The following is a 20,024-nucleotide window of genomic DNA, read 5'->3' as shown; positions in this document are numbered from 1 at the left end:
TTGCAAATTCTAAATATTGATTATGCAAAAGCTCTTTAGCTTTGGATTTTGGAACACAATTGCAGGCGCTATTTTAAGAAATCGTATCTTAATAATTAGCTTAATCACCATTTGTACCATTTTGTTAGCTTCTCAATGGAAAAACATGAGGTTTTCTTATACTGAAGCGAATTTACTTCCTGATGATGCTGAAATTAATTTACAGTATAAGAGTTTTGAAACTATATTTGGAAATGATGGCAACTTAGTTACAATCGCAACTCAAGACTCAAGCTTATTTACAGTTGAAGGCTTTATAAAATGGAGGAATCTTGCCTTAGAGTTAGAAGATTATCCAGAGGTAGAATCTGTATTAGGGATTCATAACTTGATGACTTTATCTAAGAAAGAAAACCCTAAGCGATTTGAATTTACATCTATTTTAAGTGATAGCTTATCAAAACTATCAGCCGATCGACTAATTGAATATAAAAACCAATTATTTAATAACTACCCTTTTTACGAAGGTTTGGTGTTTAACTCCAAGACTCAGACAGTTCAAACGGCTGTTTATTTAAAAGACAGTGTTGTTGATAATAAAGCTAGAAAAGAATTTATTGTTCAAAAACTTCAACCTTTAATTGAAAAGTTTGAAGCCTCTAACAATAAAGATCTTAAGGTGTCTGGAATGCCTTATATTAGAACCTTAAATTCTCAAAATATTGTCGATGAAATTCAATGGTTTGTTCTTGCGGCTTTATTAGTCACTTCATTTATATTCTTTTTCTTCTTTAGATCATTTAGAGCAACTTTAATAGCCATGTTCACTGTAATTATCGGAGTGATGTGGGCTTTTGGGTTCATAGGCTTAATCGGTTATGAAATTACTGTTCTAACTGCTGTCATTCCGCCACTTATTATAATTATAGGGATACCAAATTGTATTTTCTTGATTAATAAGTATCAGCAAGAAATTAAAAAACATGGTAATAAAGCTAAGTCGTTACAGCGCGTCATCACAAAAGTTGGTAATGCAACGTTGATGACTAATTTAACCACAGCATCTGGTTTTGCGACCTTTATTTTTACCCAAAGTGAGTTGTTAGTAGAATTTGGTGTGTTAGCTTCAATCAATATCGTCGCTATATTTCTACTCAGCTTGTTTATTATTCCTATTATTTATAGCTACATGCCACAGCCTAAAGAAAAGCATTTAAAGCACTTAGGAAAACACTGGATTGAAGGCTTTGTAGAATGGATGGTTAAAATGGTTAAACATCATAGAGTTGCCATTTATTTTATGGCTGTATTTATACTAGTTTTAAGTATTATAGGAATTTATAAGATTCGTGTTTCGGGTAGTTTACTTGAAGATATGCCTCAACAAGCTGAATTCTTCAAAGAAATTAAATTTTTTGAAAAAGAATTTGACGGTGTTTTACCACTTGAAATATTAATTAACACAAATCGAAAAAATGGTGTTGTTAAGCTTTCAACGCTTCAAAAAATGGATGCTTTAGAGTCTGAAATTCTTGAGATTGAAGAATTGTCAAAGCCAATTTCTGTGGTTAATCTAGCTAAATTCGCTAAGCAGGCTTATTACAATGGAAATGATAAATACTACCAGTTGCCAACACGAGCAGAGCGAAATTTTATGATGCCATACCTTAAAAGTTTATCTAATTCAGAAGATGGTATTACTTCATATGTAGATTCTACTGGTCAATATGCTAGGATGACTATATTCATGAAAGATATTGGTACAGATGAAATTGAGCAAATTGAAAATCGCTTGCAACCAGAGATTGATAAGCTTTTTCCAAAGGATCGTTATGAAGTGACATTAACTGGTAAAGCTCTCATCTATCAAAAAGGGACGTATTATTTAGTGAATAATTTAATATTATCTCTTGGTTTAGCGGTTGTATTAATTGCTGTATTCATGGCTTGGATGTTTAGATCATTTAGGATGATTATTATTTCATTAATTCCAAATCTACTTCCTTTAATCATGACAGCTGGAATGATGGGTTTTATAGGTATACCGATTAAACCATCTACCATCCTTGTTTTTAGTATTGCATTTGGAATCAGCGTAGATGATACGATACATTTTTTAGCAAAGTATAGGCAAGAATTAAAAGCTAATAACTGGAAAATAAGGCGTTCGGTTTATCCATCATTACGTGAAACAGCCGTAAGTATGTTTTATACATCTATTGTTTTATTCTTCGGATTTTCAGTATTCATGATTTCAAGTTTTGGTGGTACCGTTGCCTTAGGTGGTTTGGTTTCTGCTACATTATTATTTGCAATGTTGGCTAATCTATTATTGTTGCCTTCTTTATTACTTTCTCTTGAACGAAGTATAGCTAATAAAGAGACCATGAAGAAACCACATCTTCAAATTATTGATGATGAAGATGACGATTAAAAAAAACTAACCTTCTATAAAGTTTTTTTTTAAATAAAAAAATCCAGCCCGAAGGCTGGATTGTTGTTGTAAGCAATTCCCCAATTTACTTAACAACATGAAGTGATTTTAATGTATCAAAACAATTACTTGTTATAATACTACAGTAAGTCTTACCTCATTAACTTACAAAAGCTATTTCAAATTAGTTTGGTTAGAACTTTTATAAAAGTAAATACTTACAGCTTATAATTCAATACCTAGTATTAGGTATGTTTTCCACTTTTTTCGCCCTTTTTTTCTTAAAATTTAAAAGTCAGCTTCTAGTTTTGTAATTTAATGATGAATTTGTTTGTGATTTTCTGTCCTAAATTCAACCTGATTAATCATAACAAAAGTTTTAAAAGCCTACAATAAGATTTATATTTGCTATTCTAAAAAAATAGATATGAAATCAACGATAGCAAGTATATTATCATCACCGAATTTACATCAAGATTATAATGTTTATGGCTGGGTTAAAGCGTTTAGAAGTAACCGTTTTATTGCATTAAATGATGGCTCTACTATTAAAAACTTGCAATGTGTTGTTGATTTTGAAAATTTTGATAAATCACTTTTAGATCAAATAACTATAGGTTCGGCTATTAAGATTTTTGGTGTTTTAAAAGAAAGTGAAGGCAAAGGGCAATCGGTAGAGATAGAAGTCTCTAAAGTTGAAGTTTTAGGTCTTGCCGATACTGATGAAGTGAAAAAAACCATACTTCAACCTAAACGCCACAGCTTAGAAAAGCTAAGAGAACAAGCGCACCTTCGTGTTCGTACAAACACATTTGGTGCGATTATGCGGATTAGAGCAAAATTGTCTTATGCAGTACACGACTATTTTAACTCCAATGGTTTCTTCTATGTCAATACGCCTATTATTACAGGTAGCGATGCTGAAGGTGCTGGCGAAATGTTTAAAGTAACGAACCTAAACTTAAAAGATACACCAAAAACCACTTCTGGTGATATTAATTTTAAGGAAGACTTCTTCGGAAAAGAAACCAACTTAACAGTTAGCGGCCAGCTTGAAGCTGAAACTTACGCTTTAGGTCTTGGAAACGTTTATACCTTTGGACCAACATTTAGAGCTGAAAATTCAAACACATCGCGTCACTTAGCTGAATTTTGGATGATTGAACCTGAGATGGCTTTTTGCGATTTAGACGGTAATATGGATTTAGCAGAAGATTTTATTAAGCATGTTTTAAGCTACATTACTGAGCACTGCCAAGACGATCTAGAATTTTTAGAACAACGTTTGTTACAGGAAGAAAAATCTAAGCCTGAAAAAGATCGCTCACCAATGCCATTGCGCGAAAAGTTAGATTTTGTAATCAATAATCAATTTAAGCGTGTGAGCTATACTGAAGCGATTGATATTCTTAAGAATTCAAAACCTAACAAAAAGAAAAAATTTGATTATGTCATTGAAGAATGGGGTGCAGATTTACAAAGTGAGCACGAACGTTTTTTAGTTGAAAAACATTTTAAGTGTCCCGTCATTTTATTCGACTATCCAGCCAAAATCAAGGCGTTTTATATGCGTTTAAACGATGACCAAAAAACAGTTCGCGCCATGGATATATTATTTCCAGGTATTGGTGAAATTGTGGGTGGCTCACAACGAGAGGAACGTTTTGATGTTTTAAAATCTAAAATGGAAGAACTTAACGTAGACCAAGACGAACTCTGGTGGTATTTAGAAACACGTAAGTTTGGAACTTGCGTACATTCAGGATTTGGTTTAGGTTTTGAGCGTCTTGTATTGTTTGCAACCGGAATGGGCAATATTCGTGATGTGATTCCTTATCCTAGAACACCTCAAAACGCTGATTTTTAGTTTGAATGTTATAGAAGAACATCATGTAGAGGGTTTAGAATCACCAACGCGTTTGCAGGATTATAACTTATCAAATTTTACATATATTTCAACAAAATCCGCTTTAAAAAAAGCAATAAAGCGTCAACAAATACTAATTAATCATCAACCAACTTCAACAGCAACTTGGCTTGAAAACGGTATGGTGATTAGTTATATTTCTTCAGAGAATAATGCGGCAAAAATTTTTAAGCTAAAAGTAGAAGTCGTTTATGAAGACCATTTCCTGGCTGTTATTAATAAGCCAGCCGGCTATCCAACAAGCGGCAATTATTTTAAAACCATAGAACATGCGCTGCCTTTTAATCTCAAAAAAAGTAAATTTCCAGATGCTTTAAATTTGCCTGTACCAGTTCATCGCTTAGATAATGTAACACAAGGTCTATTGCTTGTGGCTAAAACGATTCAAGCCAAGTCACTATTGTCTAAAGCTTTTCAAAACCAAAAGATTACTAAATCTTACCGAGCCATCTGCTTTGGAAGGTTTCCTAAAAATACAATTGAAATTTCTCAACCCATCGATGAACAACAAGCTAAAACAATCATTTCAGTTGAAGACACCATGATAATTAACTCTGAGATATTCAGTTTAGTACATCTAAACCCTATTACAGGCCGAACACATCAACTCAGAAAGCACCTTCAGTTATTACAACATCCCATACTAGGAGATCAATTATATCAAGGTAATTTTAGAACTAACTTGCCACATAAGGGTTTATATTTACAGTCATTTCAATTAGAATTTACGCATCCAATTGATAAGCAATTAATAAAAATCAATATAGATTTACCCGAAAAATTCATTAAATTTATAGAACAAAATTAATTTTACAACATGCTCAAACAGCAACTCAATTTAAAATTATCTCAAAAGCTATCACCGCAACAAATTCAGTTGATGAAGTTGATACAGTTGCCTACTGTTGCCTTTGAGCAGCGATTGCGAAATGAGTTAGAAGAAAATCCTGCGCTTGAGTCTGGAAAAGACGAATATGAGGATGATGAGTTCAAGAATGAAGAATACGAAAATGATTCTGAAGTTATAGAAACTGAATTTGATGTTGATGATTATTTAAGTGATGATGAAGTACCAAGTTACAAGTTGAAGGCTAACAATTATTCTAAAGATTCTGAGGATAACCAAATTCCATACGCCTCAGGAATTTCATTTACGCAATACCTTAAAAATCAATTACATACCATAAACTTAAGCGATGATGATTTATTGATCGCTGAATTTTTAATTGGAAGTGTAGATAGTTCAGGATACTTAAGACGTAAATTGATTGATATTGTAGATGATTTAGCATTTACCCAAAACATTTTTACTACTGAAGACCACGTTTTACGTATTTTAAAAATAGTTCAAACTCTTGATCCAGCTGGTGTTTGCTCTAGAGACTTACAAGAATGCTTAAGTCTTCAGTTAGAACGAAAGAAACCTTCAAAAGAAGTTAATTTGGCAAAGCAGCTTATTAATGAAGCTTTTAATATGTTTTCAAAAAAGCATTATCAAAAGCTCATATCTAAATTTTCTGTCTCTGAAGAAGAGCTAAAATCTGCTATTGAAGTTATCGAACACTTAAACCCTAAACCAGGTGCTTCTTATAGCTCAAACACACGAATAGTCGAGCATGTTATACCAGATTTTACAATACGTATTAAAAACGGTGAGTTAGAGCTGACTTTAAATGGCAGAAATTCACCAGAAATGCACGTATCTCATGAATATGCCAATATGCTTAAAGCCTATAAAGAGTCTAAAAATAAGACCAAATCTCAAAAAGAAGCGGTATTGTTTATAAAACAAAAGTTAGACTCAGCAAAATGGTTTATTGATGCCATTAAGCAACGGCAACATACGCTCTTTTCAACAATGAGTGCTATAATGAATTATCAGCGAGATTATTTTTTAAGTGGTGATGAGACTGATATAAAGCCTATGATTCTTAAAGATATTGCCGAAAAAATTGATATGGATATTAGTACAGTTTCTCGTGTAGCAAATTCAAAATATGTAGACACACCTTATGGAACTTTTTTGATTAAAGAGTTTTTCTCTGAGTCAATGAAAAATGATCAAGGAGAAGATGTTTCTACGCGAGAAATAAAAAATATTTTAGAATCTGTTGTTAATAAAGAAAACAAGAAAAAACCTTATACGGACGCAAAACTAACTGAATTGCTAAAAGAAAAAGGCTATCCAATAGCGAGGCGAACCGTTGCTAAATATCGTGAGCAATTAGATATTCCTGTGGCAAGATTGCGAAAAGAAATATGAAAAAGCTAGCTTTATTTATTTCTGTAATTTGTCATCCTATCATTATACCTATAATTGCAGTAATTTCTTATTTTTATTTATTTCCAGACTTTTTCCAGAAGTCAATTGTTTATGCTAAAGTCTTAGCAACTTCTATTTTAACAATATTTATCCCAATTGTTTTTTTGTTTATTATGAAGAGTATGAGATTGATTTCATCTTTTAGACTCCCTAGTTATAATGAGCGGAAGCTACCTTTGTTATTTTTTTTGGTACTCGATTTATTGATTATTAATTATATTTTTGATATCTATAATTATAAGCATTTATTTTACTTTTTTTGGGCCTTATTATTTTCAGGAATTATTTGTTTTTTAGGTTTATTATTTAAATTTAAAGTTAGCTTACACACTTTAGGATTAAGTTCTTTATCTTTTTTTATGATTTATCTTAGTTATAACTTTGAGTTAAGTTTATCTCTATACATAAGTGTATTAATCTTAAGTTTAGGGATTGTTTCAAGCATGCGTTTGTACTTAAAAGCACATACTTTAGTAGAGGTTGTCGTCGGAATTTTATTAGGACTAGCAACTCAGCTTTTAATTCCTTTACTTTTTATTTACAAAATGTAAAATATAAAACCTAGTCTAAGTGGATTAATCCCAATTTCTGATTCGGTGTTTGTAAACTGACCATTAAATAATGGATTCAGATCATATTGTATTTGAATATTTACGATGTTATAACCGAAAGATAGAAAGGCTGAAGTTCTAAATCTATTCAGGGCATCTAAATCTGTTTGGATAACAGTATTGTTTTCTTGTTCAAATGTTGATTTAAAATAATAGATATATCCAAGTTTTATGCCTGCATATACACGCCAAAATGCATAATCTTTTATGGTAGAAGTTCTCCATCTTAACTGAATTGGCAGTTCTAAGACGTGTGTAGAAAACTTATTTGTAGAATACTCGATGGATGTGCCTAAGGCTGTTACAATATCATTCCCATCAGGCGTTTCTCCTAAAAAAACATTTTGGTTATAAGTATTAATATTTATACCTGCACCAACGCCAAGTGCTAGAGTAGAGGCTTCATTAAATGGGAAATCACGAATAATCCCTAAATCAAAACTACCAGAAAAACCTGATTGCTGAATATCATTATTAAGCTTAGTTAGTAGGTTGAAGCTTACTCCAGCATAAAATTGATCCTCTCTATAAAACGATTTTGTATTCTCTGTTATTGAATCTGACCTTTTATCAACCGTTTGAGCAATATTTTCGGCGGTCAATAATATAATTAATATTAAAAGAGGATATTTCATCAAACTAAAATAGCTTTAAATAAATAAAACATCCAAGTTACTGGATGTTTTATTTAATAATCAGACAAATAAACTTATTTTTTATTCTAAATTAAGTGACGCATCACCTTGTTTAGTTGTATAATTTATTTTTAAAGCCTCAGCTTTACGTAACTCTTGTTTAATATCAGAAACTAAACCCATATTAGTTTCTTTATCTACTTTTAGGGCAGTTATCAAATACTTTACAAGTTCTTCTCGTTTGCTTTGTCTTTCTTGATAAATGAATTGCTGTATATCACTAATTTTAGCATAGTTGTCATTGAGCTGAACTCTTGCCTCTGTACCATATTGATCTTGATATCTAGGTGAAGGTTTACCAGCATATATATACATAACTAAGTCTTTTTTCTCAAGTTTTTCAACTTGATCTGCAAATGGTAAAATATTTTTCACCTTAAGACTTGTATCACGCATAACAGTTACAACCATGAAAAAGAATAGTAGCATAAAAACAATATCAGGCAAAGATGCCGTCGAAATTCCAGGTGTTCCACCACCTTTATTTTTTTTAAACTTTGACATATTATGTTATGTTTTTAGACTATTTTTTTGGTTCAGCCTCAGATAACTTTTGAGGGTACATGTCTTTGATTTTCTCTATTTTCTCCTTTAACTTGTCTTTATCACCTGTATAATTAGGATCTTTAAAGGCTTTTTCCATTTCGGTAAAATCAACTTGGTAAAGGCGTTGAGCTTCTCGATTTCTTAACTGGTTATAAGCAGCAACAAGCTCATTTTGAACAGCGATATAGGTTCCATATTCTGTTAATCTATCGTTTTGTAATGATATAACAGCTTTTACAGGATTATCAGATGATTCTTGGTCACCAGTTCCTTGGCAATAATTACAAGCTTCGTCACCAGTGCCACCACCATTATCTAAAAATTCAACTGCTTTTGCTCTTAAATCCTCTAATTTCATCGGGTTTTCTTTAACGATGTGGTGATCTACAAAAATCTCCTCATTAGCATTAACCAAAACTATAAAGATATTTTTCTCTTTAAGTGGTGGCGGATCTTCTTTGTTCTCTTCTATTGGAGGAAGTTTTCTGCTAATACCGCTATCAGTTTCAATAGTTGTGGTCACTAAGAAAAAGATAAGCAGTAAGAATGCGATGTCTGCCATCGATCCTGCATTAACTTCAGGTGCACTTCTTTTTGCCATAATTATCTAGTGATTAATTTTTTAACACTTGAAACAAGCATAGCGCCAACAGCCAAAACAGCTAATATGTAAAAAGCATTTAAACCTGTACCAACCCATCTTGAGCCACTCTCAGATAGAATTTCACCATCTCTCATCGGTGTTTCTACACCATTTGCCATAGCATAAGAGATAATTAAAACTACTACAAATACTCCCAAAGAAATTAATGTCTTCACGACATCCCCTGTAAACAGAGATTTAATTGAGAAAAGTAGCGTAAATACAACACCTAATGCTAATATAATGTAAGATACGTACATTAATGGCGCAAGAACAGAATCTTGTAATGAAGCGTCAGCTTCAATTACATCGTCACCAGTGTAGAATACACGCAAAAATAAAATTGTGCCAACTACACCAACTAATATTTTAAATATGTTTGTGATTTTATTCATTGTTGATATTATTTATTTTTATGAGCTACTAACATATCGATTAAAGTAATTGATGCATCTTCCATATCATTAACAATGGCATCAATTTTAGCGATAATGTAGTTGTAAAAAACTTGAAGAATAATAGCCACAATAAGACCAAATACTGTTGTTAAAAGTGCTACTTTAATACCACCTGCAACTAAAGATGGTTGCATGTCACCAGCTGCTTCAATTTTATCGAAGGCTTGAATCATACCTATTACAGTACCCATGAAACCAAGCATTGGAGCAAGGGCAATAAATAATGATACCCAAGATACGTTTTTCTCAAGTTGTCCCATTTGTACTCCACCATACGCGACAACTGCTTTTTCGGCAGCTTCAACGCCTTCATCCATACGGTCTAAGCCTTGGTAATAAATTGATGCAACAGGACCGCTTGTGTTTCTACAAACTTCTTTTGCAGCTTCAACACCACCACTATTCATAGCATCTTCTACTTTCTGAGCTAGTTTTTTAGAGTTTGTTGTCGCTAAATTTAAATAAATAATACGTTCGAATGCAATGGCTAAACCAAGAATTAAACAAAGAAGTACAATTCCCATAAATGTTGGTCCACCTTCAATAAAACGTTTTTTAAGTTCTTGGTGAAATCCGACACTTTCTTCAGAAGCGCCATCTTGTGCGTCATCTTGAACAAAATTTACGGTGATGTTTTCGGTTACAACATCATTTTGTGCAGCTTGTGCATTGAAATTACCTAAAGCCATTGCTGTACAAATGGCTAAAATTGAAAATAATCTTTTCATTGTTGTTTGTCTTAGAATTATTAAAATATATTGATTAAATTATATTACTATTTTACATTTCGCAGAGAAGAAGGGATTCGAACCCTCGGTTCTGATACAATCAGAACACACGCTTTCCAGGCGTGCACCTTCGACCGCTCGGTCACTTCTCTTTAAGATGTCAAATAAACAAATTTTGTCAGCAAATAACAAAAAAAATTATGAACTGCTTATTATTAACACGTTAAATTATTTCATTTCACCTCTCAGACTAGTCTCAAAGATAGTTTTAAAAACATTTTTATCAAGTTTTTTTGGGAGTAAAAACATCATTTTACCAACAGCGGCTTCAGTTGTCATGTCTTTTCCGTCAATTATACCTGCTTCTAATAGGTGTTTGCTGGTTGCATATTTCCCCATTTCGACACTTCCACCGCTACATTGCGTAATGTTTACGATATGAATACCTTTTCTGATCGCTTTTCTAATGGTATCTAAAAACCAGTCTTCTGTTTTGGTGTTTCCGCTACCAAATGTTTCTAAAATTATCCCTTTTATATTTGGAGTGTTTATCAAGTGACTAAATGTTGCCTCATTCAATCCTGGAAAAACTTTTATAATAATAATATTGTTGTCGAGTTGTTTGTGAACTTTTAGTTTTCGTGCTTTTGAATGAATTAAACAGGAGTAATTAATATTTAGATTAACACCTGATTCTATCATTGCTGGAAAATTCAACGAGGCAAAAGCCTCAAAGTGTTCAGCGTTAATTTTAGTCGTTCGGTTGGCACGGTATAATTTATATTCAAAGTATAAGCCTACTTCCTGAATTAAGCTTTTAGTTTCATTTTTAAGTCCTGCAATTTGAATACTTGTGATTAAATTTTCTTTAGCATCGGTACGTAAATCACCTATTGGAAGTTGTGAGCCTGTAAATATAACTGGCTTTGTCAGATTTTCAAGCATAAATGAAATTGCCGAAGCTGTGTAAGACATTGTGTCGCTTCCATGCAAAACCACAAAACCATCGTAAATTTCATAATTAGTTTCAATTATTGTCGCTAAGTTGATGTAGTCTTCACAGTTAAAATCAGATGAGTCTTTTGGGTCTTCAAAACTAAGGGTATGAATTTCGTGGCTTAATAATTTTAATTCTGGAATATTAGACAACAGCTGATCAAAGTTGAATGCCTTTAAAGAATTGGTAACTGGGTCTTTAATCATTCCAATAGTTCCGCCGGTATAGATTAAAAGTATTTTAGTCGGTTCATTCATATTTTATATGTTAAAGACGGTTTTTGCGTTTTGGGTTGTGATTTCAGCAATTTCTTCAATACTTCTGTTATGTATTTCTGCAAGTCTCTCTGCGACTTTTATAAGGTAGCTGCTTTCATTTCGTTTGCCTCTGTAAGGTTTAGGTGCAAGGTAAGGTGCATCTGTTTCTAACACAATATGCTTTAAATTAATTAAGTGCATAAATTGATCAATCTTTCCATTTTTAAAGGTAAGTACTCCACCAAGACCTAATTTCATGTTTAAATTAATCGCTTGTTTTGCTTGTTCTAATGTTCCAGTAAAACAGTGAAAAATACCAAATAAATCATCGTCTTTTTCACTTTCAAGAACTTCAAAAACTTCGTCAAAAGCCTCTCTACAATGTATTACAATTGGTAGGTGGTGTTGTTTTGCTAGTTTAATTTGTGCTTTAAATGCGTCTTGTTGTTCGGTTAAAAAGCTTTTATCCCAATATAAATCTATGCCAATTTCGCCTACAGCAATACAGTTGTGCTGGCTAAGTTGTTGTTTAACATGCTCAAGTTCTGCTTTGTAATTATTGCTTACTGATGTTGGATGTAAGCCGGCCATGATATGCATATGATCTGGAAACTTCAACTGTAAATCAAGCATTGCCTGAGAGGTTTCAGAATCTATAGCTGGTAGGCAAAATTTGGTAATATTGTTGCTGAGCGCTCGGTTTACAACAGCTTCAATATCTTCATTAAAATCTTTAACGTATAAATGGGTGTGCGTGTCTATAAAATTCATGTCGCAAATTTATTCATTTTGAAAGTCTATATTTGCAAAAATTTCTAAAAATGCCATCATTGCGTAAAATCCTTGAATCTAAAGGTTATTCAAGTGTTAAGTTAGAAGTGATTTCAACCGGTCATTTGCATTGTAATGCCATAATTAACGGAATTGAAGGCGACTTTATTTTAGATACTGGCGCATCGAGTTCCTGCATAGATTTGGCTGTTGCCGATTACTTTTCATTGCTTCCAGAAGATAGCGATATTCGGGCAGCTGGTGCAGGAGCAAGTAATATGCTCACAAAATCTTCTCAAGATAATAAAATTGAAATAGGCGAGTGGATCCAAAAAAAAATGAAACTAGTTATTTTTGATTTATCACACGTTAACACAGCTTTAGAGAATCACGATTCTGAAAAAGTTCACGGTATTTTGGGAGCTGACGTTCTAGAGAAGTCAAAAGCTGTTATCGATTATAAATCAAAGCGTTTGTATTTAAAGTAATTTGATTTTTTAGAACTTTTTACTTTAATTTATTAAGCTAAAATCTTACTTTCGCAACTTAATTTTTTACTATGAGCGCTTCCCTGAAAATCAATTCAGCCTTAATTTCAGTTTATCACAAAGATGGTTTAGAACCTATTGTAAAACGCTTAGATGAATTAGGTGTAAAAATCTATTCAACTGGCGGTACAGAAACCTTTATTAAATCTTTAGGAATTAATGTTATACCTGTAGAATCTGTGACCGATTATCCTTCAATCTTGGGTGGTCGCGTTAAAACTTTACATCCTAAAGTTTTTGGTGGAATTTTAAATCGGCAATCGGTTGAAAGTGATCAAGAAGAGATGCAAACTTATGATATACCACAAATCGACTTAGTTATTGTTGATTTGTATCCGTTTGAAGATACTGTGGCTTCTGGTGCTAGCGAACAAGATATTATTGAAAAAATAGACATCGGCGGAATTTCACTTATTCGTGCAGCTGCCAAGAATTATAAAGATACTTGGTGTGTTTCATCGCGTGACGATTATGCTAGTGTTTTAAAACTTTTACAAACTCAAAATGGTGAAATTAACCTAGAAACAAGACAAAATTTTGCGTCTAAAGCCTTTAATATTTCATCTCACTACGATACAGCGATTTTTAACTACTTAAACTCAAATAATAGTGTTAATGCGTTTAAAGAAAGTTATGGCAATGGTAAAACTTTAAGATATGGTGAAAACCCGCATCAAGGTGGTCAGTTTTTTGGTGATTTTGATTCGGTTTTTGATCAATTGCATGGTAAAGAATTATCGTATAATAACCTTTTAGATGTTGATGCGGCTGTAAATTTAATGGCCGAATTTCAAAATGAAGCGCCAACTTTTGCTATTTTAAAACACAACAATGCTTGTGGTTTAGCTCAGCGCTCTACTATTTCAGAAGCTTATAAAGACGCTTTAGCTGGCGATCCTGTTTCTGCTTTTGGCGGGATTTTAATTGCCAATGCAGAAGTAGACCAAGAAACAGCAAAAGAAATCCATCAATTATTTTGCGAAGTTGTTATTGCACCAAGTTTTTCAACTGAAGCATTAGCTATTTTAAAAGGAAAAAAGAATCGAATTATTTTAGTCCAAAAACAATTTAATTTTACGCAACCTACTGTTAGGACATGCTTAAATGGGGTTTTAGTTCAAGATAAAGATTTAAAAACAGATGCTATAGAAGATTTGAATTGTGTGACTAATAAAGAAGCTACTCAGGAACAAATTACAGATTTATTATTTGCTTCAAAAATTTGTAAGCACACCAAGTCTAATACAATAGTACTTGCCAAAAATAAACAACTTTTAGCAAGCGGAACAGGCCAAACCTCAAGAGTAGATGCTTTAAATCAAGCTATTCATAAAGCAAAGTCATTTAATTTCAGTCTAGCTGATGCCGTAATGGCAAGTGATGCTTTTTTTCCATTTCCAGATTGCGTAGAAATTGCTCATAAAGCTGGTATCACTTCAGTTATTCAGCCAGGTGGTTCAATTAAAGACCAATTAAGCATTGATTATTGTAATGAGAACCATCTAACAATGTTAATGACTGGCACAAGACACTTTAAACATTAATACGTAACTTTACAATATAGATAAATAGCACATGGGATTTTTTGATTTTTTAACTGAAGATATAGCCATTGATTTAGGTACTGCAAATACACTTATAATTCATAATGATAAAGTGGTTGTTGATAGTCCTTCTATTGTTGCTCGCGACCGAATTTCTGGTAAAATCATTGCTGCTGGTAAAGAAGCTGCAATGATGCAAGGGAAAACCCATGAAAACATTAAAACTATTAGACCTTTAAAAGATGGTGTTATAGCTGATTTTGAAGCAAGTGAACAAATGATAAGCATGTTCATTAAAGAAATCCCTGCATTAAAAAAGCGTTTATTTACTCCTTCATTACGCATGGTTATTTGTATTCCAAGCGGCATAACTGAAGTTGAAATGCGAGCGGTTAAAGATTCAGCTGAACGTGTTAACGGTAAAGAAGTTTATTTAATTCACGAACCTATGGCAGCCGCAATTGGTATTGGTGTAGATATCATGCAGCCAAAAGGTAATATGATTGTTGATATTGGTGGTGGTACTACCGAAATAGCCGTAATTGCTTTAGGTGGTATTGTTTGCGATAAATCGGTTAAAGTCGCTGGGGATGTATTTACCAATGATATCATTTATTACATGCGGACTCAACATAACTTATTTATTGGAGAACGCACAGCTGAAAAGATTAAAATCCAGATTGGGTCTGCGACTGAAGATTTAGAGACTATTCCAGAAGATATGAACGTTCAAGGTCGTGATTTGCTGACAGGAAAGCCTAAACAAGTCGAAATTTCTTTTCGAGAAATAGCAAAAGCTCTCGATAAATCAATTTTAAGAATTGAAGATGCTGTTATGGAAACACTCTCGCAAACACCTCCAGAACTTGCCGCTGATATTTACAATACAGGAATTTACTTAGCTGGTGGTGGTTCTATGTTAAGAGGTTTAGACAAACGTCTATCGCAAAAGACAGATTTACCTGTTTATATTGCTGAAGATCCTTTAAGAGCTATTGTTAGAGGAACAGGAATTACTTTAAAAAACCTAGAGCGCTTTAAGCCAGTGTTAATTCAAGAATAAGCCATTAAATGCAGCAAATACTTAATTTTCTTATTAAATATAAGGTGTTTTTAGTGTTTCTGTTATTACTAGTTTCAGGTTTAAGACTTACATTTTACGCACACACATACCAAAACACAAACTTTGTAAATTCAACCAATTTTATTAGTGCTAACATATATAGCATGCAGGCTTCGGTTAGTGAATACTTCAATTTAAAATCTCAAAATGAAGTTTTACATCAAGAAAATAAGTTTTTACGCGAACAGTTACTCAACTTAGAAGGCTTAAATCAACTTGACACAACAAAGCCTAAAATAACTCAAGACCTAAACTTAAACGATAGCCTTTATACAATTATACCAGCAGAAGTTGTTTCTAACAGCTACAATAATCCAGATAATTATTTGCTATTAAATAAAGGCACAAATGATGGTATTGAAAATGAACTAGCTATATTTTCAAGCTTGGGAATTATAGGTATTACAGAATATACTTCAGCTAATTTTTCACGTGTTATTTCAATCTTAAACCGCAATATATCTATAAATGCTAAATTAAAAAAGTCCAATCATTTTGGAACTTTGACTTGGGATGCTGTTTCAGTTGAAGTTGCTAAACTAAAAGATGTTCCTCGATCAGCTCCAGTAGCCATTGGAGACACCATTATCACAGGTGGTAAATCATTTATTTTTCCAGAAGAATTGCCTATTGGTACAATACAAGATTTTGAACTGATTCAAGGCTATTTTGAGATAGAGGTTAGACTTTTTAATGATATGACTAATTTAGGTAAAGTTTACATTTTAAAACGAAACAATAAAACCGAAGCTATAAGTACTCTAAATAAAAACGACAATGAAAGCGAATAATCGGTTATATCATATCATTTTATTTCTCAGTGTTGTATTGGCTCAGGTTTTTATTTTTGATAAATTGTTAATTCTAAATAATGTTGTACCTTACGTCTATCCTTTATTTATTATCTTACAACCACCACATGCCAATCGAATTCAGACTTTAATTCTTGCATTTTTATTAGGGCTTAGTATAGACATATTTCAAAATACCGGTGGAATGCATGCAACGGCAAGTTTAGTTATTGCTTATTTTAGGCCACAATTATTACATTTCAATTTTGGCTTAAGTTATGATTATCAGACCTTGAGTATTAACAATGCGGTCTTGTTAAAAAAAATAAGTTATGTCTTTTTAGTGATTTTATTACATCATGTCATCTTATTTTCACTCGAGTTTTTTAATATTAACTTATGGCAATTGTTTCTTGAAAAACTTATAGCATCAACATTATTGAGTGTTTTAGTTAATATTTTAATTCTTCAACTTCTCCAAAAGCAAATTAAGTGAGAAAAATATTACCTGTTTTACTAGTTTGCATCACGGCTTTAATATTTTTAGCTCGTCTAGTTTATATTCAGTTAATAGACGATTCTTATGATGATGTTTCTAAAAATATTGCCATTAGAAAAGTTTTTGATTACCCGCAAAGAGGTTATATATATGACCGAAATGGTGAACTTTTAGTTGGTAATCAACCAGCTTACGATGTGATGGTTATACCAAATGAGTTAGAGTCATTTGATACACTTGAACTCGCGAATTTATTAAAATTAACACCTGAGCGGCTAAAAGAACAAATTAAAAAGGCTTTTATCTATTCACCCAAATTGGCTTCAGTCATTACACCGCAACTCACCAAAAGCGAGTACGCGTATGTTCAGGAAAAGATGTATAAATATAAAGGCTTCTTTATTCAAAAACGTTCTTTGCGTGATTATGATGTCAAACATAGTTCTAATATCTTAGGTTATATCGCTGAAGTTAACAATCGTGATATCTCAAAAAATCCTTATTATCAATCAGGTGATTTTATTGGTCGTCAAGGTGTTGAACAGCAATATGAAGAAGAATTGAGAGGTCAAAGAGGTGTCAAGCACTTTTTGAGAGATCGGTTTAATAGAAATATTAAGTCATTTAAAAATGGTGCTTTTGACACGTTACCTCAAAAGGGAAAGGATATTACTTTAACAATAGATTCTAAGTTACAAGCTTATGGTGAGCTATTAATGAAAAATAAACGCGGTGGTATTGTGGCTATTCAACCTTCATCAGGTGAAATTTTGAGTTTAATTACCGCTCCATCTTATGATCCAGATTTGCTAGTTGGACGTAAACGTTCACGTAATTTTACCCGTTTGTATTATGATTCAATTTCAAAACCACTTTATAATCGAGCATTACAGGCTGTTTATCCACCTGGGTCACCTTTCAAGGCTTTAACAGGCTTGATTGCGTTACAAGAAAATGTTGTAGAGATAGAAGAAAATTTTAAATGTTATGGTGGGTACACTTATGGTCGAGGTGCACGAATGGGCTGTCATGCACACTCTAGTCCTGTAGCTTTAATTTCAGGTATTGCTTATTCTTGTAATACTTATTTTGCTCAAATATATCGGCGAAGTATCGAAAAGTTTGAAACACCACAAGAAGGAATCGATGTATGGGCTAAGCATTTAAAAAGTTTTGGCCTTGGTAATTTTCTTGGGTATGATTTACCAGTTGGTAGAGCTGGATTAGTGCCAGATGCAGAATATTACAACAGAGCTTATAATTACCCGAAGTATAAATGGTATGCAACCGCAACACTATCTAACGCTATTGGTCAAGGTGAAGTCTTAACAACACCAATTCAATTAGCTAATGTAACGGCTGCTATCGCTAATCGGGGTTGGTTTTATAAGCCTCATATTTTAAAAGAAATTGATGGTAAAGCTATTTCCGAACCAAAATATACTGAAAAACAAATTACAACTATAGATCAACAACATTTTGAGCCTATAATTGAAGGTATGCATGATGTATTCAATTATGGTACAGCTCGCTTTTTAAGAGTTCCAGGTATTGAGGTTTGCGGAAAAACAGGAACAGCTCAAAATAAAGCTCGAATTAATGGAGAGATTGTTGAGTTAGAAGACCATTCTATTTTTGTAGCTTTTGCCCCCAAAGAGAATCCTAAAATTGCCATTGCTGTATTTGTTGAAAATGGTGGTTATGGCTCAACCTACGCTGGTCGTATTTCAAGCTTGATGATTGAAAAGTACCTCAAAGATAAAATTGAACGAACCGATTTAGAGCAATGGGTTTTAAACCAAAGCTTAGAAGAAGAATATGCAAAACCATACAAAAATCAAGATTTAGATACAATTAGTCAACAGTAATGGGTGCGCAAAAAACAATTTTACAGATAGATTGGTTAAGCATTATGCTAATCGCATTACTCATTGGTTTTGGTTGGGGTAATATTTATTCGACTACACTAACTTCAGCCGATGCTAATATATTTGACTTTTCTGCTATTTATGGCAAGCAAATTTTATTTATAGCTTTAGGCTTTTTACTTGTTATTGTAATAACGTCAATAGAAGTCAAATTCTATGAACGTTTTGCAAGTATTATCTATTTACTGGCCATTTTATCATTAGTAGGTGTTCTTTTTTTTGGTAAAACAATTGCTGGCCAGACTGCTTGGTATTCATTTGGGTTGTTTAGTATTCAGCCAGCAGAATTTGTTAAAGCTGCGGTAGCTTTAGCAATGGCAAAATATTTAAGCGAAATACAAGTCAGCTTAAAGTTATTTAAGTATCAATTGAAGGCTTTTTTTATTATTGCGGTACCAGTTGGTCTTATTATGTTACAACCTGATGCAGGTAGTGCGCTAATTTATGCTTCATTTATTTTACCAATGTATCGCGAAGGCTTACCACATTGGTACTTAACTATTTCAATATCAGCGGCTGTGTTATTTGTTCTAACTTTAAAGTTTGGTGTAATCATCGTTTCTGTAATTTTAATTTTGATTTTAGTCTTAGCATATATTTTAAATAAAAATAAACGCAAAAAGCTCTGGAAGTACTTAGTCATCGGGTTGTTAGGGGTTGGTTTTTCATTTTCAGTCAGTTATATATTTAATAATGTTCTGTTACCTCACCAACAAGACCGGTTTGAAGTTTTACTCAGCGACCAAGTTGATATTAAAGGCTCAGCTTTTAATTTATATCAAAGTCAAGTTGCGATTGGTAGTGGTGGCTTAACTGGAAAAGGTTGGTTAAAAGGTACACAAACCCAAGGTAAATTTGTTCCCGAGCAGCATACAGATTATATTTTTAGCACCGTTGGTGAAGAATGGGGATTTTTAGGCTCAAGCATTATCATTATTTTATTTGCATGTCTAATCCTAAGATTATATTATCTAGCAGAGCGACAAAAATCCCAATTCAACCGTGTTTTTGGTTACTCAGTTATCGGTATTTTATTTTTTCACTTCTTTGTTAACATCGCAATGGTAATTGGCTTATTTCCAACTGTCGGAATTCCTTTACCATTTTTTAGTTATGGCGGATCTGGTTTATGGGGATTTTTAATATTGATTTTTATTTTCTTAAAATTTGATGCCAAACGGAGTAGTTTGAATTAAAACTGAATTAAAAAAGTTAATATCAA

General features: G+C 32.7%; 19 protein-coding genes and 1 tRNA gene. 12 read left to right on the top strand and 8 right to left on the bottom strand.

Annotated features, from left to right (window positions below):
• The first annotated feature begins 22 nt into the window (after positions 1–22).
• The 5 genes from BUB82_RS04640 (at position 23) to BUB82_RS04620 (ending at position 7,214) form a co-directional block, all read left to right on the top strand.
• Positions 23–2,413 carry an efflux RND transporter permease subunit gene (locus BUB82_RS04640; RefSeq protein WP_073192412.1) on the top strand — a complete coding sequence of 797 codons (2,391 nt, stop codon included), beginning with the start codon at positions 23–25 and terminating at the stop codon, positions 2,411–2,413.
• Positions 2,414–2,840: 427 nt separating this feature from the next.
• Positions 2,841–4,280: an asparagine--tRNA ligase gene (asnS, locus tag BUB82_RS04635; RefSeq protein ID WP_073192410.1), complete on the top strand. Its 1,440-nt coding sequence runs from the start codon at positions 2,841–2,843 to the stop codon at positions 4,278–4,280.
• A gap of 1 nt (position 4,281) precedes the next feature.
• Positions 4,282–5,148 (top strand): RluA family pseudouridine synthase, encoded by an 867-nt coding sequence (locus tag BUB82_RS04630; RefSeq protein ID WP_073192408.1) that lies wholly within the window; start codon positions 4,282–4,284, stop codon positions 5,146–5,148.
• A 9-nt stretch (positions 5,149–5,157) separates the two neighbouring features.
• Positions 5,158–6,603 carry an RNA polymerase factor sigma-54 gene (gene rpoN / locus BUB82_RS04625; RefSeq protein ID WP_073192406.1) on the top strand — a complete coding sequence of 482 codons (1,446 nt, stop codon included), beginning with the start codon at positions 5,158–5,160 and terminating at the stop codon, positions 6,601–6,603.
• On the top strand, positions 6,600–7,214 hold the full coding sequence (locus BUB82_RS04620) for a hypothetical protein (protein ID WP_073192404.1): 615 nt from the start codon (positions 6,600–6,602) through the stop codon (positions 7,212–7,214). The genes rpoN and BUB82_RS04620 overlap by 4 nt, the downstream gene beginning before the upstream one ends.
• On the opposite strand, the gene BUB82_RS04615 is transcribed toward BUB82_RS04620, so the two are convergent.
• The 8 genes from BUB82_RS04615 to BUB82_RS04580 form a co-directional block, all read right to left on the bottom strand.
• On the bottom strand, positions 7,202–7,909 hold the full coding sequence (locus BUB82_RS04615; protein WP_073192401.1) for a porin family protein: 708 nt from the start codon (positions 7,907–7,909) through the stop codon (positions 7,202–7,204). The genes BUB82_RS04620 and BUB82_RS04615 overlap by 13 nt on opposite strands.
• A gap of 81 nt (positions 7,910–7,990) precedes the next feature.
• Entirely contained in the window at positions 7,991–8,473 is a 483-nt protein-coding gene (locus BUB82_RS04610) for an ExbD/TolR family protein (RefSeq protein WP_073192399.1), read from the bottom strand.
• Between the two features lie 19 nt (positions 8,474–8,492).
• The gene (locus BUB82_RS04605; RefSeq protein ID WP_073192397.1) at positions 8,493–9,116 is read right to left on the bottom strand and encodes an ExbD/TolR family protein; all 624 of its coding nucleotides are present in this window, start codon (positions 9,114–9,116) and stop codon (positions 8,493–8,495) included.
• Between the two features lie 2 nt (positions 9,117–9,118).
• Positions 9,119–9,553: a hypothetical protein gene (locus BUB82_RS04600; protein ID WP_073192395.1), complete on the bottom strand. Its 435-nt coding sequence runs from the start codon at positions 9,551–9,553 to the stop codon at positions 9,119–9,121.
• 8 nt (positions 9,554–9,561) lie between these two features.
• The gene (locus BUB82_RS04595) at positions 9,562–10,344 is read right to left on the bottom strand and encodes a MotA/TolQ/ExbB proton channel family protein (protein WP_073192393.1); all 783 of its coding nucleotides are present in this window, start codon (positions 10,342–10,344) and stop codon (positions 9,562–9,564) included.
• 62 nt (positions 10,345–10,406) lie between these two features.
• A tRNA-Ser gene (locus tag BUB82_RS04590) sits at positions 10,407–10,496 on the bottom strand.
• Between the two features lie 76 nt (positions 10,497–10,572).
• Complete coding sequence (locus tag BUB82_RS04585) at positions 10,573–11,598, bottom strand: asparaginase (protein ID WP_073192391.1); 1,026 nt, start codon at positions 11,596–11,598, stop codon at positions 10,573–10,575.
• A 3-nt stretch (positions 11,599–11,601) separates the two neighbouring features.
• Positions 11,602–12,369, bottom strand: a complete 768-nt coding sequence (locus tag BUB82_RS04580; protein WP_073192389.1) for a TatD family hydrolase — start codon at positions 12,367–12,369, stop codon at positions 11,602–11,604.
• A gap of 50 nt (positions 12,370–12,419) precedes the next feature.
• Between BUB82_RS04580 and BUB82_RS04575 the strand changes: the two genes are divergently transcribed.
• The 7 genes from BUB82_RS04575 (at position 12,420) to rodA (ending at position 19,998) form a co-directional block, all read left to right on the top strand.
• Positions 12,420–12,857: a retropepsin-like aspartic protease gene (locus tag BUB82_RS04575; protein ID WP_073192387.1), complete on the top strand. Its 438-nt coding sequence runs from the start codon at positions 12,420–12,422 to the stop codon at positions 12,855–12,857.
• Positions 12,858–12,928: 71 nt separating this feature from the next.
• On the top strand, positions 12,929–14,461 hold the full coding sequence (purH, locus tag BUB82_RS04570; RefSeq protein ID WP_073192385.1) for a bifunctional phosphoribosylaminoimidazolecarboxamide formyltransferase/IMP cyclohydrolase: 1,533 nt from the start codon (positions 12,929–12,931) through the stop codon (positions 14,459–14,461).
• Between the two features lie 31 nt (positions 14,462–14,492).
• On the top strand, positions 14,493–15,524 hold the full coding sequence (locus BUB82_RS04565; RefSeq protein ID WP_073192383.1) for a rod shape-determining protein: 1,032 nt from the start codon (positions 14,493–14,495) through the stop codon (positions 15,522–15,524).
• 8 nt (positions 15,525–15,532) lie between these two features.
• Complete coding sequence (gene mreC, locus BUB82_RS04560) at positions 15,533–16,375, top strand: rod shape-determining protein MreC (protein ID WP_073192381.1); 843 nt, start codon at positions 15,533–15,535, stop codon at positions 16,373–16,375.
• A complete protein-coding gene (gene mreD / locus BUB82_RS04555) occupies positions 16,362–16,871 on the top strand; it encodes a rod shape-determining protein MreD (protein ID WP_073192379.1) in 510 nt (169 codons plus the stop codon). The genes mreC and mreD overlap by 14 nt, the downstream gene beginning before the upstream one ends.
• The gene (gene mrdA / locus BUB82_RS04550; RefSeq protein WP_073192377.1) at positions 16,868–18,742 is read left to right on the top strand and encodes a penicillin-binding protein 2; all 1,875 of its coding nucleotides are present in this window, start codon (positions 16,868–16,870) and stop codon (positions 18,740–18,742) included. The genes mreD and mrdA overlap by 4 nt, the downstream gene beginning before the upstream one ends.
• A complete protein-coding gene (gene rodA / locus BUB82_RS04545) occupies positions 18,742–19,998 on the top strand; it encodes a rod shape-determining protein RodA (RefSeq protein WP_073192375.1) in 1,257 nt (418 codons plus the stop codon). The genes mrdA and rodA overlap by 1 nt, the downstream gene beginning before the upstream one ends.
• Positions 19,999–20,024: the final 26 nt, after the last annotated feature.

Origin of the sequence: Psychroflexus salarius (genome assembly GCF_900129035.1) — a bacterium.
GTDB classification, from domain to species: domain Bacteria; phylum Bacteroidota; class Bacteroidia; order Flavobacteriales; family Flavobacteriaceae; genus Psychroflexus; species Psychroflexus salarius.
The sequence above is the reverse complement of the archived record's forward strand: the minus strand, read 5'-3'. Positions and strand labels throughout refer to the sequence as shown.

Bases quoted from the DNA above. Each gene is read 5' to 3' on its own strand.
- BUB82_RS04640 (WP_073192412.1), top strand. From the start codon at position 23: ATGCAAAAGCTCTTTAGCTTTGGATTTTGGAACACAATTGCAGGCGCT.
- asnS (WP_073192410.1), top strand. From the start codon at position 2,841: ATGAAATCAACGATAGCAAGTATATTATCATCACCGAATTTACATCAA.
- rpoN (WP_073192406.1), top strand. From the start codon at position 5,158: ATGCTCAAACAGCAACTCAATTTAAAATTATCTCAAAAGCTATCACCG.
- BUB82_RS04620 (WP_073192404.1), top strand. From the start codon at position 6,600: ATGAAAAAGCTAGCTTTATTTATTTCTGTAATTTGTCATCCTATCATT.
- BUB82_RS04615 (WP_073192401.1), bottom strand. From the start codon at position 7,909: ATGAAATATCCTCTTTTAATATTAATTATATTATTGACCGCCGAAAAT.
- BUB82_RS04610 (WP_073192399.1), bottom strand. From the start codon at position 8,473: ATGTCAAAGTTTAAAAAAAATAAAGGTGGTGGAACACCTGGAATTTCG.
- BUB82_RS04605 (WP_073192397.1), bottom strand. From the start codon at position 9,116: ATGGCAAAAAGAAGTGCACCTGAAGTTAATGCAGGATCGATGGCAGAC.
- BUB82_RS04600 (WP_073192395.1), bottom strand. From the start codon at position 9,553: ATGAATAAAATCACAAACATATTTAAAATATTAGTTGGTGTAGTTGGC.
- BUB82_RS04595 (WP_073192393.1), bottom strand. From the start codon at position 10,344: ATGAAAAGATTATTTTCAATTTTAGCCATTTGTACAGCAATGGCTTTA.
- BUB82_RS04585 (WP_073192391.1), bottom strand. From the start codon at position 11,598: ATGAATGAACCGACTAAAATACTTTTAATCTATACCGGCGGAACTATT.
- BUB82_RS04580 (WP_073192389.1), bottom strand. From the start codon at position 12,369: ATGAATTTTATAGACACGCACACCCATTTATACGTTAAAGATTTTAAT.
- BUB82_RS04575 (WP_073192387.1), top strand. From the start codon at position 12,420: ATGCCATCATTGCGTAAAATCCTTGAATCTAAAGGTTATTCAAGTGTT.
- purH (WP_073192385.1), top strand. From the start codon at position 12,929: ATGAGCGCTTCCCTGAAAATCAATTCAGCCTTAATTTCAGTTTATCAC.
- BUB82_RS04565 (WP_073192383.1), top strand. From the start codon at position 14,493: ATGGGATTTTTTGATTTTTTAACTGAAGATATAGCCATTGATTTAGGT.
- mreC (WP_073192381.1), top strand. From the start codon at position 15,533: ATGCAGCAAATACTTAATTTTCTTATTAAATATAAGGTGTTTTTAGTG.
- mreD (WP_073192379.1), top strand. From the start codon at position 16,362: ATGAAAGCGAATAATCGGTTATATCATATCATTTTATTTCTCAGTGTT.
- rodA (WP_073192375.1), top strand. From the start codon at position 18,742: ATGGGTGCGCAAAAAACAATTTTACAGATAGATTGGTTAAGCATTATG.